The 16,698-nt window shown below is 29.6% G+C and carries 13 protein-coding genes; all 13 read right to left on the reverse strand.

Annotated features, from left to right (window positions below):
* Window positions 1-3,411, reverse strand: coding sequence for a hypothetical protein (locus BTO06_RS16370; protein ID WP_157811903.1), 3,411 nt, complete (start codon window positions 3,409-3,411; stop codon window positions 1-3).
* A 274-nt stretch (window positions 3,412-3,685) separates the two neighbouring features.
* On the reverse strand, window positions 3,686-4,963 hold the full coding sequence (purD, locus tag BTO06_RS16375; RefSeq protein WP_100926322.1) for a phosphoribosylamine--glycine ligase: 1,278 nt from the start codon (window positions 4,961-4,963) through the stop codon (window positions 3,686-3,688).
* 33 nt (window positions 4,964-4,996) lie between these two features.
* Entirely contained in the window at window positions 4,997-5,755 is a 759-nt protein-coding gene (locus tag BTO06_RS16380) for a glycosyltransferase family 2 protein (RefSeq protein WP_100926323.1), read from the reverse strand.
* Entirely contained in the window at window positions 5,755-7,110 is a 1,356-nt protein-coding gene (locus tag BTO06_RS16385; RefSeq protein ID WP_100926324.1) for an undecaprenyl-phosphate glucose phosphotransferase, read from the reverse strand. Before BTO06_RS16385 ends, BTO06_RS16380 begins: the two co-directional genes overlap by 1 nt.
* Before the next feature lie 6 nt (window positions 7,111-7,116).
* Window positions 7,117-8,289 (reverse strand): glycosyltransferase family 4 protein, encoded by a 1,173-nt coding sequence (locus BTO06_RS16390; protein WP_232731482.1) that lies wholly within the window; start codon window positions 8,287-8,289, stop codon window positions 7,117-7,119.
* Between the two features lie 25 nt (window positions 8,290-8,314).
* The gene (locus tag BTO06_RS16395; RefSeq protein ID WP_100926325.1) at window positions 8,315-8,863 is read right to left on the reverse strand and encodes a putative colanic acid biosynthesis acetyltransferase; all 549 of its coding nucleotides are present in this window, start codon (window positions 8,861-8,863) and stop codon (window positions 8,315-8,317) included.
* Complete coding sequence (locus BTO06_RS16400; protein WP_100926326.1) at window positions 8,856-9,932, reverse strand: glycosyltransferase family 4 protein; 1,077 nt, start codon at window positions 9,930-9,932, stop codon at window positions 8,856-8,858. The genes BTO06_RS16395 and BTO06_RS16400 overlap by 8 nt, the downstream gene beginning before the upstream one ends.
* Window positions 9,922-11,124, reverse strand: a complete 1,203-nt coding sequence (locus BTO06_RS16405) for an O-antigen ligase family protein (protein ID WP_100926327.1) — start codon at window positions 11,122-11,124, stop codon at window positions 9,922-9,924. Before BTO06_RS16405 ends, BTO06_RS16400 begins: the two co-directional genes overlap by 11 nt.
* 1 nt (window position 11,125) lies before the next feature.
* On the reverse strand, window positions 11,126-12,544 hold the full coding sequence (locus tag BTO06_RS16410; RefSeq protein WP_157811904.1) for an O-antigen polymerase: 1,419 nt from the start codon (window positions 12,542-12,544) through the stop codon (window positions 11,126-11,128).
* A complete protein-coding gene (locus BTO06_RS16415; protein WP_157811905.1) occupies window positions 12,541-13,230 on the reverse strand; it encodes a hypothetical protein in 690 nt (229 codons plus the stop codon). Before BTO06_RS16415 ends, BTO06_RS16410 begins: the two co-directional genes overlap by 4 nt.
* Before the next feature lie 9 nt (window positions 13,231-13,239).
* The gene (locus BTO06_RS16420) at window positions 13,240-14,511 is read right to left on the reverse strand and encodes a lipopolysaccharide biosynthesis protein (RefSeq protein WP_157811906.1); all 1,272 of its coding nucleotides are present in this window, start codon (window positions 14,509-14,511) and stop codon (window positions 13,240-13,242) included.
* Window positions 14,504-15,568, reverse strand: a complete 1,065-nt coding sequence (locus BTO06_RS16425) for a GDP-L-fucose synthase family protein (protein WP_100926331.1) — start codon at window positions 15,566-15,568, stop codon at window positions 14,504-14,506. The genes BTO06_RS16420 and BTO06_RS16425 overlap by 8 nt, the downstream gene beginning before the upstream one ends.
* Window positions 15,561-16,676, reverse strand: a complete 1,116-nt coding sequence (gmd, locus tag BTO06_RS16430; protein WP_100926332.1) for a GDP-mannose 4,6-dehydratase — start codon at window positions 16,674-16,676, stop codon at window positions 15,561-15,563. Before gmd ends, BTO06_RS16425 begins: the two co-directional genes overlap by 8 nt.
* Window positions 16,677-16,698: the final 22 nt, after the last annotated feature.

The raw sequence follows: 16,698 nt of genomic DNA on the forward strand, positions 1-16,698 counted from the left end.
TTAATTTTTATAGTTGTACGTGTGTTCTTTTAAAATCTCTTCCTCTGTGTTTTTAACAAATTTTAATCTGTTAAATTCATCGTACTCATAATACATTACCTCTCCTCTTGGATCTGTAATACTTGTTACACCAACTAATGGATCGTATGTAAAACTTGTAACCTGTGATGCAGAAAAAGCATTACGTAACGCTGTTAAACTTGCGCGTAAACTGTTTTCTGTAGACTCGTTTATATCATTATTAGAAGCATTAATTGCATTTACAATTGCTTGGTTTTGTTCTGGAGTGAAAGTATAATTCACATAGTAACGTTTTTTATCAGGCTGATAAACTGAAGTCATCGGTAATCCCTCAATTTTAGCAATTGGTTGAGTTTTATTATACCCCCAAACATAGTAAATCATTGATCCATCTTTTTTACTCACTACTTTTGGATTTCCATAATCATAATCATGAAAAATAGCTCTATCTTCTACTAAGGCTTGGTTTCCTTTACTTGTTTGTATTACAGATGGTAATAAAACTCCATTAAAAGGACCATATTCCGAATGTTGAACACCTAATTTGGTGTCATTTTTATAAGAAGTAGAAGTTACAGGTTGCATTCTATTTTGAGCCATTAAAGATGAATTATACCCGTTCTCTGTTTTATAGACATCTCCTCTACTATCAGTCATTTCAGTACGCTTTAACTGGTAATGCCTAGGGTAATCATAGAAATACTTCGTTTCACTCTCCAATACTTTGCCATCGAAATAATTGCGTTCGGTAGTGCTATACAAATCTACTGTTCCTCCTGTTAAATAATATACACGCAAACCTGAAGTATACCTGTCAAGAGGGTTAACAGGCCTTTTCCTCATAAATAATGGTAGCTTAAATAATGTTCTACTTTCATTGACTCCAACTTTTCCTAAGGAACTCTTTTCTTCAGTCCAACCTAAATATTCTGCTGGTGGATTAAATTTAAAATCAGGATAGGTAAAAATACCACCAACAAGGTCAAAACCATAAAAATGATCTCCATACAAATAATTAGTGATTACTTCTTTTTCTAAAACATACCCTCTGGAAGGAACATTACTATAGGTTAATGTATTTACGTTTTTACCTCTTAACCATTCGTTATCTGTCGGGGGATGATAAGGAAACTCATAATAATCTCCTCCTCCATCAGGTAAATTCGTAAAATAATATTCTGTCTTACCTTCATTATCATCTTTTGTACCATTAAATTCTGTTACAAAAGAATAACCAATAGTATTAGCCTGATAAGAACTAAAAGCACTTGTCTGATCAAAATAAGCAATTATATAATTAGTACAAGCACTATTATTTTTATACTTATCGATAAGTAAATAAGAAGGTAAACCTATTACAACACCACTAGTATTTCCGCCTCTATTATAATCAAATTCTTTGATTCTTGTATCATGTTCAGTAATATACTCTATCTTTTTAATTCTTTTACCACCAGAGTATAGCATAGGTATGGGTTGATCATAGGTAATGGTTAATTTGAAATCATAATCAGGATTTAAATGTAAATCTACTGGAACATTAGGATGCCTTGGGACTAAAGGCTTGAAACTAACTGTTCCACCTCCTCGGCAAGTACTAAAGCTAACTTCTCTACCTATTTCCATTTCATAACCATCCTTCAGAACTTGAAAAATACAGTCCGGAATATTTGGATCTCCGTTAGCTTCTCTTAAATGAAAACAATCTAGTTTGTAAGTTGCAGTAACTCCTGCAGGAATATCATAATTTAATACCTTATAAGTTCCAGTAGAACTATCAATGAAATCACTCTTTGTTAATTCTATTTTTACTCCTACCTCAGACTCTGGATTAATATCAGGTGTAACTACTTCGTTAATAAAAGAAGGTGACGCTCCCGTATTATGTTCATAAGTGAACTTAGTTATTCCTCCTGTAGGATACTTAATCTGCTCTAGAATACCTGCTTTAGAGTTTTCTAAATGAACCCTTCTATCTGGTTTGAAAGTACCATACTCAAACATTCTTAAGAAAGGACCGTTACGCTCTGCCCCATTATAATATCCCCAATAATCTTGTCTTGTAGAAAAACGACTTGGTAATACTTTTGCATTATAGGTGAATTCATAGGGTGGTAATTTCGCTCCTGTATTTCCTTCTTCTTCAATACTGGTTAAAAACATACGTTTTAACGACTTCCCAAATAAATTTAAATTGGTAATATGACTTAATACATTTGAATAATCAGTACTTGTAGTATATGTATAATTTAAATCAAATGCCTTTATTTTTCTATTATTTTGATCGTAAACGGTTATTTTATCAAGAGCGTGCCCTTCATAATCTTCTCTTAAATTAGTTTCTTTTGTAAAAACAATACTTCCTTGGTTATAGGTTATTCTACTTAATTGATAAACCGTCTCATCAATCCTATTTATTTTAGAACTCATTGTTAAAATATTAGTCATATCTCCCAAATTAGTAGTTGATGTAGGATATGGGGAATGTTTATCATAAGATTTATCGTATCGCTGTATACTTTCTACTTCATAGTGGTAGCTAATCATCTCTCCATAAGCAGTTTCTATATCCATGAGCTTCCAAGAACTGAAGTTTTGTTCACCAGATCCATGACCATCTCTAACAACATTTCCATTATAATATATTGATTCTCCTATTGAAGAGCGTTGATAATCTCTTGCTTCTCTTTGTCTATCTTTAGAAATCCCATAGTAAAATGTATTACCCGATGCATCTATAACTTTGAATCCAATTATTCGCTTCTTTATCCTATTAATAACTTCTCGCTCTGAAATTATCTTTACATCACCAAAACTTTGAACAACAGGCTCTAAAGTTTCATAATCAAAAACAAACTTTCCACTTGTTCCTCCTCCACTAAAAGTAAATTGATCTGGATAATAATCATAATCTGTTATTTGGGTCTCTCTTGAGAAAAAATTAGCTCTGGCACCCTCGCTTAATGGAACAGACATAAAGTCTGAAGCATTTCCTAAATAACCTGACTCATCAGCCTTCCCTCTAATTTGACGTGAAATATCACCGCCATACGTTAGAGACCAACCCATTCCTGTTCTTGGAGCTGTCTCAGAAACTTTAACTCCACGACCATGATAACTTAAACTGATTGGAATTTGGATTCCTTTTACCGAAATAGTATGGATAGGAATTGAAACATTTGCCATTCCCGTATAATGAGATACTGGCACTTCAGTAAATCTTGATAATGCCGCCGCTTCTGGTGATGGCGGAACTACTTCAGGTAAAAAATTACCCTGAGAAGACGTACTTCCTCCTCCTCCAATAGGATTTCCATTTGACCCTGCGAGTTGACTATAACCCATAAAAGATCCAAGCGTTATAGCAACGCTTAACAATAATTTTTTCATAAGATTAATTGATTTTTTTTAGCAATTATTAATTAAACAATTTTTTCTCCGGCGCAAATATACATACTTTTAGTTATTTAACTAATATGTTGTCACTTTTAAAAATTGTTACCTAAAGTTTTATAACTTTTTTTTACTTATTGTTATCATATTGAATATTGAGAGGAGGGTTAATCAGGGACTCCAATTCTTGAGGCTACAGAATAAAACATGCCTACAATAAAAAACTCGGAATATCAATCCCGAGTTTTACTGTTATATTAAAAGAATGGTTTTATTTGACTAAATCAAAACCAATATCTTTTCGATAGTTGATTTTCTCAAAGGACAATTTATCAATATTGTTATACGACACTTTTAATGCTTCTTCAATAGTATCTCCGAAAGAGGTTACAGCTATTACACGCCCTCCATTTGTAACTACTTTATCAGCATCTTTTTTGGTTCCTGCATGAAAAACTAAAGAGCCCTCAACTTCATTTAAACCTGTAATCTCCTTTCCTTTTTCATAAGCCTCTGGATATCCTCCTGAAACTAACATTACTGTTGTCGCTGTTTTATCTGTTACGCTGAAACTTTTTTCTTCTAAAGTTTGCGTTGCAACACCTTCAAATAATTCTAATAAATCAGATTCTATTCTTGGTAAAACTACTTCAGTCTCAGGGTCTCCCATACGCACGTTATACTCAATTACGAATGGATCTCCAGCTACATTCATTAATCCAATAAAAATGAAACCTCTGTAATCAATACCATCTTTTTGTAATCCATTTACGGTTGGTTTGATAATTCGTTCTTCTACTTTTCCAAGAAAATCATCATTTGCAAAAGGAACTGGTGAAATGGCTCCCATTCCCCCTGTATTTAATCCAGTGTCGCCTTCTCCAATTCGTTTATAATCTTTTGCTGATGGTAAAACTTTATAACTCTTTCCATCTGTTAAAACGAATACTGATAATTCTATTCCTTTTAAAAATTCTTCAATCACAACAGTTGCAGAAGCTGCTCCGAATTTTTTATTCGTAAGCATTTCTTTTAACTCAACTTTTGCTTCTGATAAATCATCTAAAATTAATACTCCCTTCCCGGCAGCTAATCCGTCTGCTTTTAAAACAAATGGTGGTTTCAATGTTTCTAAAAAAGCAAATCCTTCTTCTAATGTTTCACTTGTAAATGATTGATATTTAGCAGTTGGAATGTTATGTTTTTCCATGAACTGTTTTGAAAAATCTTTACTTCCTTCCAATAAAGCTCCATCTTTTTTTGGACCAATAACTGGAACAGATTTTAATTCTTCATCAGACAAAAAGAAATCGTGTACACCTTCAACTAATGGAGCTTCCGGCCCTACCACAACCATGTTAATATCTTGTTCTAGAACTACTTTTTTTACAGCCTCAAAATCGGTTGGATTTATCGCAATATTAATCGCAATTTTATCAGTACCAGCATTTCCTGGTGCAACAAAAAGTTTATTGATTTTTTTACTTTGTGATAGCTTGTGCGTAAATGCATGTTCTCTTCCTCCAGAACCTAAAACTAAAATATTCATTGTGTGTGTTGTGTTATTAAGCTGCAAATATAGCTATAACCATTTTAAAAAATACTTCACAGCAGATGAGAAATGATAGAAAAACAACCTGATGTTTATTGCCGATCCTTTACGTAAAACATGAGTTACTTCAACACTTGGGAAATAATATTTCTTTTTACCTATTTGATCTATTTTTTTACAAATATCTAAATCTTCCATATATAAAAAATACCTTTCATCAAATCCATTTATCTGCGTAAAATCTTCTGTTTTAAAAAGCATAAAACAACCATGAACAGCTTCAGGAAAGAAAGGTTGAGATAAGTCTAGATTTCTATATTCTTGCTGGTAAATTCTCTTTTTACTAATTCCTGTTTTTCGAAATAAAAGATCTAAGAAATTTGGATATTTACGCACTGAATATTGATGTTCACCATCAGGATATTTAATTGCAGGAGCTACAATCGACAATTCCTCATTTATTTCAAACTGTTCTACTAACTCATCTAAAACTTGAGGTTTAAAAACAGTATCTGGATTTAAAACTAAATGATACTTAGAATTATCTTTAATCTTGCTTATAACAAGATTATTCGCTTTAGAAAAACCCAAATTCTTATTATTAAAAATATAGGTGATTTCGGGATGATTAAGAATGTAAGAATTTGAAATTGGTGTTGGAGAATTATCAACTAAAAAAAGTTTCTTTTCTCCTGAATATGCTAAAAATGAATTTACAGCTTTTAACAGCACATCCTCTTGTTCCTTAAAAAGAACAATTGTTGCAGATATGTTGTAATGATTTGACATTAATAAGCATTTTCATCTCCTTTGAATACATTTAAAACAGTGCTCATTACAATTTTAACATCCAACATAAATGACCAGTTTTCAATATAAAATATATCCAAACGAACTCTGTTTTTTATATCTGACTTTCTTCTGATTTCACCACGATATCCACTAATTTGAGCCAGTCCAGTAATACCCGGTTTTACAGCATGTCTTTCTAAATAATTATCAACATCTTTTTGATATTCAACCGCAAGACTTTCTAAATGCGGACGAGGACCAACAACACTCATACTTCCCAAAAGCACATTAAAAAACTGAGGAATCTCATCTAAACTTGTCTTTCTTAAAAATGCTCCAATTTTAGTTACTCTACTATCATTCTTTGTTGCATGGACTTTATCTGCTAATTGATTAATTCGCATTGATCGAAATTTATAACAAACAAATTCTTCTCCATTGAATCCTTCTCTTTCTTGTTTAAAAATTGCAGGACCGCTTGACTCTAGTTTAATTAAGATCCATAAAATCGGATATAACCAAGAAATGATAAACAAGCAGACAAAAGAAGCGAATAAAAAATCAAACACTCGTTTTATAATCCTATTTTCAGGTAAATCGAATGGCAATTTTTTTACACTCAAAACTTTTAAAGTCTCATCATAAAACTGCACATTTCTACTTTTACTGTAAAACTCTTTAGAATCTGGAATTAGCTTTAAAGTTATATTATTCAAACTTGTGTGCTTGGTTAATTTTTTAATTTGAGATTTCTTTAAAATTGACAAGGTAGCATATATTTCGTCTACATCATTATTCTCTAAAAAAGTATATAATTCTTTCTCGTTTCCTAAATAACTAGCCTCCTCAGCTCTTTTATTTGAAAAGTAACCTAGATAAGAGTACCCTAAACTTCCTCTATTTTGGAAAAGTTTAATCATCTTTTTAGCAGTATCATCTTTCTCAAAAAAAACAACTTTATTAAAATTACTTCCTGATGCTCTGATTTTCTGAAGAATAAGATAGAACGCCAGCTTAATAATTGCCAAAGAACTTAAGGTAATTATCAATGTTTTAAATTGAGTATTTACTATTTCGCCTTCTTTAAAAATACCGAAGTACGCGAAAAACCCGAGTGTAAAAAATAGTGCTTGAACAACTGTTAACCTTAGTAACCTGTATAAATTAGTAAATCGATATACCTTATAATAATTGGAAATTACAGCGGTAATTAACCAAAATACTGAAATATAAGAATGAAACTGAAAACTCTGATGTGCTTTCTCAAAAACAACAAACACAACAAAATTGATAACTAGTAAATCTACTATTACTAAGAAAGAGGTTGTATTTCTAATTAGTTTGCTAACCAAGGTAAATTAGTTTAAAATTTTATCAATCATTGCATCTATTTGAAACAACTTTTTACTTGTTTCAGTTTGGTTTATGTTTCTATTATCATTATTTATTAACTCCTCAAAGATATTCTTAATTTTTATGGAATCCCAAGAGGTGACTATTGTTTTAAAGTTATTTTTTTTAAATAATTGTTCAATTTCACTTCCTTTATCCGTAATACACACTACATTAGTTCCGCTAAATAATAGATTTGGTAATTTAGACGGCAACGATCCTTTTGATGTTCCTGGTAGTTGAGGAACTACTTGAATATCACTTTTCGCATACAATTCTTCAATATTCTTTTTTGGCACTAAAGGATGAAAGAAAATATTTGTATTTGTATTTGATCTTTTTAATTCGTCAAAATGTATTCCTTGAGAAAATATATGAAACATTACACCATTTAATTCCTTACTGCTATCATTAAATATTTTAAAAAGTCCTTTAGGATCTTGCTTTTCTCCTAATGCTCCAGAATAAACAATATGCTTATGAGTGTTTGGAAGTATGTTTTCTAAATCGTTAGTTTTACTTTTTGAATTGATGGTGATAAAAGGATATTGAACCTGTAATTTTGAGATAGGAAGTTTATATATTTCTTGAGCTGTATCTTTCATTTCTTGTGACAAAAAGATTAAACTATCACAAGATTGATAACATCCTTTTTCAACATAATGAATTAATTTTGATATAACTTTACTCAACAAACTGGTTTTCTGATTCGCATATATTTCTTGTAAATCATGAACCATACCTACTTTTTTGGTTCTTTTTTTAAGGAATAATTTTGTTACTAAAAACCCTAAACTAGGAGGAAAAACAGGAATAACAATATCGGTATTACTTCTAAGTTTCGATAAATTTCTTAGTAAGAAAAATGTAAAGCTCAATTCTAAAATTACCCTTCGAATTGTTGCATTATTCGTGAATTTTAAAAACCATCCTCCTCTTATAATTTCAATCCCATCAATATCTTCAGAACTTTTGTTAATCTTCCAACTTGGATAAAAAGGATGAAAACACAACACTTTTACATGATGACCTCTATTTTTTAATGCTATGGCCATTTCAGTATTAAACTTTCCTGTGGATATCGGCTCAGGAAAAAAGAAAGGAGTTACAATCGTGATATTAACTTTAGTACTAGTCAATTTTTACTTTTAAATTTATTGAGAATTAATTACGGTCTTTTACAATTTTAGCAGGATTACCGTATGCTATTTTTCCTGCTGGAATATTTTTATAAACACTACTTCTGGAACCAACAACAGACTGTTTTCCTATGGTGATTCCTGGTGCAACAAAAACATCTGTAGCTAACCAGCACTCATCTTCAATACAAATTTCTTTCGCATAAATCGGGAAAGATACTTTCGAATAATCATGAGATCCAGTGCATATATATGATTTTTGTGAGATAACCGTATTACTTCCAATAGTTATGTTTCCTAAGTTATACAAAACTACATCGTCACCAATCCAAGAATGATCGCCAATTTTCAATTTCCAAGGGTATGTAACTCTAACAGTTGGTCTTATGATTACATTTTTTCCAATTTGAGCACCAAACATACGCAACAAAAAACGTCTCCACCCATATAGAAACTGAGGCGAAGTTCTAAATAAAACTCCTTGAACGATCCACCAAAACTGAACTGTAAAAGGATTCTTACCACGAAAATTAGGTGGTAATTTAAATTTTTGAAGATCTTGTTTTTTACGCATTCAGTATATCTATGAAATTTTCACCAAAATTATTTAATGAAAAATTTTTCTGAAAATAAATCTCATTAAATTTTGCTTTTTCTTCTACAAAATCAAGATTTTGTGCTAAATAAGAAAGTGTAACAACAATACTTTTTACACTTTCTTTGGCTATAAATTTACCATTTTTTGAGTCTTGAATAATATCAGGAATACCCGCATGAGCTGTTGTTACCACACAATTTTTACTTGCTAACGCCTCTAATATAGAAATTGGTTGTCCTTCCATTTTATAAAAAGTTGGTAGTATGAAAGTATTACTCCAATAAAGCAAGGATTTCTTATCTTCTTCCTTAACAACTCCAACATATTCAGTAAACTTTAAACTGTTTAACTTCTCCTCAATGTTATCCTTTAAGTTTATATCTATATTTCCGGCAATTTTAGCCTCATAGAGAATATTATTTTCCTCTAAACTAATTAATGCATCCAATAAATAAATTATCCCTTTCTCCTGCATTAAGTTACTTAAAAACACTAATTTTAACTTACTAAAATCTTTCTCTCGCTCATCACGTAGATAATCTTCTGCAAAATTATATAAAACGTGAATTTGATCAGAATCCAAAAAAGGAGTTAGATTATTTTTTAGAGATTCTGATAGTACAATTCCTTTAGAAAATCTCTTTACCAAATATTTAAATAATCTTTTCTTTTTGCCTGTCAAACTTTGGTAGCAATCTCCTAAATGATTTCCATGAACATGAATTATTAACTCTTTATTAAGCAATGAGCCTAGTAAAATAAATACTGCATATTTAACAATACCAAAAAAGGTTTGACCTGGAGTGATGTAAATAGCATTACTAGAAAAAACTTTATAAAGATGTAGATTCAAACTAAAATAGAACCATGCCTTTTTTATTGAGAAACTTCCTAAATCTTCACTAAAATTTGGATTAGAAGTATTGACATAATCTACGGAATAATCATCTGATTTCTCAAGAATTTCTTTCACAACTTTATTAGCTAAAGAAACTCCCGAAATAGGATCGGGTAAAGGTCCAATTAGTAAAATTTTAGACTTCATTACTACTTAAATAACTTTTCAACCCAAAAAAACATGTAAAAAAACTAAAATAAACAACTCCATTCTCTCTCTCCAAAATACTTTCAGTTAACATATTTGCTAAATAAAAGACACAAATAACGACGAATAAATGATTCTTCTGTTTTACGGCTAATTTGATATTATAAAAATTTACTCCTAAAAAAAGCATTAAGAGTACAATCCCTCCAATTAACACAAAACTTATGTATTGGTTATGAGAGTTGTATTTGTCCTTCCTTAACGTTTCATTCGTATAACTGTTTATTAGTACTTTATTAAAATCACCGATTCCATGTCCTAAAAACAAAGATTGTCCCATTGGCTTCAATGACGATTTATAAATTTCAGCTCTCATGTTTGTTGATGTGAAATTGTTTTCAGTTAAAGGAGTAATATTTAACAACTCTTTAAAATTATTTCTCAATTTAGAAGAAGAAAACAAAAGAGTAAAACCTACCAATGATAATAACAATACTCTTAGTTTCATTTTTTTATTTAAAATAAATATAACAGCATAAGAAAGAACTATACTCAAAGATAAAATCGGACCTTTCTTCATCAATATTGATAAAAAGAAAAGTAAAATTGTAGCTAAAAATAAAATCCATTTATTATTATTTTTCATAAACAAGTAAAAACAAAAAACAAGAGCAATTCCTATATGCATTGAAAGATAAATCGGGTGTATACTGAATTTATCTAACTTTTGATCTACTATAATTATATAATGCCTCATTGCATTAAAGACATTTGCATATTTCACACAGTACCATAAAAATATGGACATATTAAAACCTATTACACTTAAAACATATGTGTATAAAAACTTATTTTTATTATTATAAATATTTTTGTAATCATCAATCGATATCAAAGAGAATAATAGAGGAAATAACAAAAGAGATAACATTGTTTGTAGTTTTAAACTCGCATAACGCATATCTTGCGAATAAAAAACAGTTAGCAATATAAATATGTAAACACTACTATTTATTAAAAAAAATTTCCAGTTGAACTTTTGCTTATTTGTAATCGCTTTAATGATAAGTATTAGTGCAAATAAAACAATTGCTATTGATTTTAAATTTCTAGGGAATAAAACCAAAGAGAATAACAACATGAATGCAATATTAATTTCTTCGTTCCTTATGAATTTCAATATCTTTTTCATATTATTTTTTTAAAGCATTATGTATAATTATTTCAACAACTCTAGGAAAGTAAACAACTGCAAGTAAAGGAGCTATAAAATAAGAAAAACCATTTGTAAAATCTCCTCGCAATAAAAACAATAAGTGCATTGCAAAATAAAAAGCCATTGTTTTTTTTAACATATCTTTCCCTTTCAACCAAGTTATCATTATTGATAAAATATGCGCTAAAATAATTGCATAAATAACTACCCCTACAATTCCAAAATTTAAAAACCCCTCTGAAACAAAAGGGCAAGATAAATTAGTGTGATTATATCCATAATCACTAACTAAATAATCTCCAATCATTTCTCCTGAAGAAACAGGTTTTGAAACCCAAATACTACGAGGAATAAAGAAAAAAATACCTCCTAAAAGTTGATATCCTAAAGAAAAACCATTAACGTTAACATAATCAATAGCTGTTTTAAAATTAAAAAAAGCATCATAATTTAATGTGTTAAACGCATTGGAAATTCCGCCTCCTTTCATTTGTTCAATTAATAAATATGGATTTCTATATATTTCTATTAATGTTGCATCAGAATGGGTTATAATTGCCATTAATGGAAATAAAATAATCATTGAAAAGAATAAAAAACAAACTGTTTTTACATTACTGTTTAATATGTTTGGTTTAAATAAAAATATTAATGAAATATATAATGGTCCTAGAGCATTTCTCTTTTCTGTCAATGGGTTTTTAAACCAAAATAACAATGTTATCACAACCGTAAAAAAAAGAATAATATTCAAATAATTATTTCTGTTTTTATGCTTCTTTTTAAAATATTGAAAACACATTATGACTGCCGCAAAAGGAATAAAAAAGATAAATTTTTTCCAAAATAATAAAACTGAAACAGAATATTTCGAAGGAACCCAACTTGAACGATTAAGTTCATAGCTTATAAAATTATAACTAAACACAAAAAAAATAATACTTAAAACAGTGAAAATAAGTACTTTAAAAGGTAAAATTTTAATACTAAAAGTACTTTCTTCTTTCGGTGTAAAGTTGTTTAATCTTTTATTTTTTAATATTATATATGATAAAATAAAAACACTGTTGAAAACAGTAATTAATGCATTAACATATATTACTAAATCCTCTTTATAAGGAAATTTAGTTATAAACAAAGGGTTTTCGACCCCTGTAAATGAGTTAATTTGGGTAATGGGTGCAGCTAAGAAAAAAAGAAAGTTAAAAACAATATAAGTTGATAAAAAAGGGGAATAATTCTTTTCATAATACAAATGATATATTGTTATGACGAATAACACACAAGCACTTACAAAAAAAGACAGCCATACTTTAATATCTGCTGTAAATGTAACGAACATTATTAGCAATAAAGCCATATAAACTGTTATAAATACACTTCTTAATTTTATCATTGAATCAATTTTATATAAGTGTTAGCCATAGCATCTGTTAAATCTTTTTTAAAAAAATTTCTTTTAATTAAAGCCTTAAAATTCACAATAGAATGTATCTTAAATAATAATAAATTTTCATTCGATATTTCAGCTTCAATTTCAGGTGGGTGCTTTTCATTTAGTAAACCTAAAATTATTAATGCAATGAAAGATAGTAACTCTATGGCTATTTTTAATCCGCGACTTACTTCATTTATATAATAATCTATTATTAAAATACCATTCCCATATAGTAAAAAATACATTCCAATAATACTAAAAACCATAATAGGAGCAATAATTTCAAGTTTTAATGATGAACTAGATTTATATTTAAAGAATAAGTACTCTGTAAAGTTTCTATTAAAAAATAATTTATTCTTTTTAACTGATAAGTCATAATATACAACAGCACCAATTAAAAACGCGACAAGTGCATGTAAATACATTTTAATTACGCTAAAAAAGTATCCTTGAGAAACTTTATCCAAATTGAAAAGAGAAATCTTAAGTTCGTAATAATAAAAGTAAAGAGTGGACAAATCTAATGAAAGTACACTAAAAAGGATGTAGATATATATCGCACTTAACAAGTAGTATTTCAATCCTCTATTCAATAAGAATATCAAAAAAAATACAGCTAAAATTAATAGTGTTAATTCCATAATACAAAACTATCGTTCTATTTGTTTTGTTTTATCAATAACCTTGTGAATTATATTGATAACATTACTCCTAAAATAAATAAGGATAACAGAAATAAAAATTATTTGATATAAAATAGACGAAATAGGCTGTGCTAAAACTCCGTATTTATCAGTTATTAATTTTACAATACCCAAGAAAGAAATTGAAATTATAGTTTGAGCTAAAAATAAAACCTTCGTGTTTTCTGTTGCTTTTATTAAATATACTATTGGATTGGTTAACGCTAATGAAATATAAAAAATAGCTATGTAATACAATAAGTAGGTGTATGGTAAATAATCCTTGTTGAAAATTGTTTCAAACAAAGTATTCTTAAACACTAAAAATAGTAAAGTGAAAACTCCGACGACCAAAAGACCAATAAAAATTAAACGTGCTATGTATTTTACAATACTGGTACGGTCATTATTTTTAATGTAAGTCGCAATTTTAAGAGGTACAATATTATCTAAAGCATGAAAAAAGATGTGAGTAATACCAAATAAACTTTGAGCCGCTTTTTGAGCTCCAACAGCGGTAGCTCCAAGAAATGCTCCTGCTCCCAGCATAAATGTATTATCTGAAACCCACTGTATGATTGAGCTTGCTAAAAGCCATTTGGAAAACATCCAGTTTCTAAAAAAGTGAACTTTAAAGTTTTCTAAGTTTACTTTTAAATTCCTGTAAATAGTGTAAAAAGGAATAATTCCTAATAAGTTTGCAACTGTTAATATTAGCAGAGTTTTTCTTAGTGTTATATCATATAAAAGAAACAAAACAGTTGTTCCTACAAGGAATAAGCTATTTCGCAAAACATCAGAAAAAAAACTAAGCTTTGGAGTTTCTTTTACATAAAAATAACGTCTTACAAAATCTTGATTTAAGGTTACAAAAATTAGTAATGTAATTAATAGAGAATAGTTAGATAAATCCCAATTCTTATTAAATATCCAACTTAAATTTATCATTAAAAATGCAAGTAGCGAAAGTAACAAGCTGAAACCAATACTTTGAATTTTAACAACCTTTAAATACTCATTTTTTGAAGATACTTTTGGCGTAATATTCATCATTGGAACGGTGACCAGTGATTGAAATATTAAAGTAAATAGTAACATTCCTAGAACTATAATCACATAAACACCAAACTCTTCAATACCCAAATACTTGGCTAATAGTATATTTGATAAAAAATTAGTTCCTGATACTAAAGCCTGATCTAAAAATGCCCAAGATGTTTTTCCTTCTTTACTAAACAAGTTGATTCACTTTTTTTTCTGTATACCATGCGTACATTTTATCAATACCATCATTAAGTTCAACTGAATGTTTCCAACCAAGTCCGTTTAATTTAGACACATCTGTTACCTTTCTCATTGTACCATCAGGTTTATCTGTATTAAAAACTAATTCTCCTTGATAATCAATTTTGTCTTTTATTAATTCAGCTAGTTCTTTTATTGATATTTCTTTACCTGTACCAATATTTATATGAGTATTCTTAATATCGTGTTCTACACCTTGAATTGTGTCTTTAAAATCAACCTTTTCCATAATGTGAACACAAGCATCTGCCATATCTTCGCTCCACAGAAATTCACGTTTTGGTTTTCCAGAACCCCAAATTTCAACACTATTTTCACTTACGCCAAATCCATTTAAATACCTTTTCGCTTCCTCAATTGATTCAACATTTAAGTTATTAATAATCGTTGCGTTCTTTCCTTCAGATAATAACTTTGCCAAGTGAATTTTTCTTATCAATGCCGGTAATACATGAGATTTTTCTAAGTCAAAATTATCATTTGGTCCATATAAGTTTGTTGGCATAACCGAAATGAAATTCGTTCTATATTGTAAGTTATAACTCTCACACATTTTAATTCCAGCAATCTTGGCAATTGCGTACGGTTCATTAGTATATTCTAATTCATTCGTAAGTAATGAATCTTCCTTCAAAGGTTGCGGTGCATTCTTTGGATAAATACATGTACTTCCTAAAAAAAGCAACTTCTTTACATTATGCTTATAACTTTGATGAATTACATTATTTTGAATCATCAAATTCTCATAAATAAAGTCAGCTCGATATGTGTTATTCGCTACGATTCCACCAACTTTTGCTGCCGCTAAAAAAACATATTCTGGTTGTTCCTTTTTAAAAAAATCGGCTGTGGCTATTTGATCTGTTAAATCAAGTTCTTTGTGAGTTCTTGTGACAATATTTGTAAATCCTTTTTCCTGAAGGTTTTTTATAATTGCACTTCCTACCAACCCTCTGTGGCCAGCAACATATATTTTAGAAGATTTATTCATAATTATTCAGAATATCGTGGCCTCCTTTTTGTAAGTAAGTTTCTCGTTCCATCAATTTTAAATCACTTTCCATCATTTCTTTCACCATATCTTCTAAGGTGTATTCTGGAACCCAACCTAACTTTTCTTTTGCTTTGGTTGCATCTCCTATTAACAAATCCACTTCTGTAGGTCGATAGTAATGAGGATCGATAGAAACAACCTCTTGACCTATTTCTAGATTAAAATCTGAATTACTACTTGATTTTACAATTCCTCTCTCATCCTTTCCTTCTCCCTCAAAAGATAACTCAACTCCTATTTCATTAAAAGCCATTTTTACAAAATCTCTAACTGTTGTTGTTTTACCTGTAGCGATAACCCAATCTTCCGCTTGATCTGCCTGTAGAATCATCCACATCATACGGACGTAATCTTTTGCATGTCCCCAATCTCTTTGAGCATTTAAATTTCCTAGATACAATTTATCTTGTAAACCATGTGCAATTTTTGAAACTGCTCTGGTAATTTTCCTAGTTACAAATGTTTCTCCTCTAATTGGTGATTCGTGATTAAATAAAATACCGTTACAACCAAAAATATTGTAAGCTTCTCTGTAATTTACAGTAATCCAATAAGCATACATTTTAGCAACACCATAAGGACTTCTTGGATAAAAAGGTGTTTTTTCCGATTGTGGAACTTCCTGTACTTTACCGTACAATTCGGATGTTGAAGCTTGATAGATTTTTGTTTTATTTTCAAGCTTTAAAATTCGAATGGCTTCTAACAAACGTAAAGTTCCTAAACCATCCACATTTGCAGTGTACTCTGGAGTTTCAAATGAAACATGTACGTGGCTCATCGCGGCCAAATTATAAATCTCATCTGGCTGAACTTCTTGTAAAATTCTGATAAGGTTCGTTCCGTCTGTCATATCTCCATAATGGAGAATTAGATTTCTATTTAATGTATGTGGATCTTGGTATAAATGATCTATACGCTGAGTATTAAAACTAGATGCTCTTCTTTTTATACCATGAACTATATAACCTTTTTCTAATAAAAGTTCAGCTAAATATGCACCATCTTGCCCTGTAATTCCTGTAATTAAAGCTACCTTTTTCATTTTATTTGACTAATTATAATAG

This window comes from Tenacibaculum sp. SZ-18 (assembly GCF_002813915.1).
Classification (GTDB): Bacteria; Bacteroidota; Bacteroidia; order Flavobacteriales; family Flavobacteriaceae; genus Polaribacter.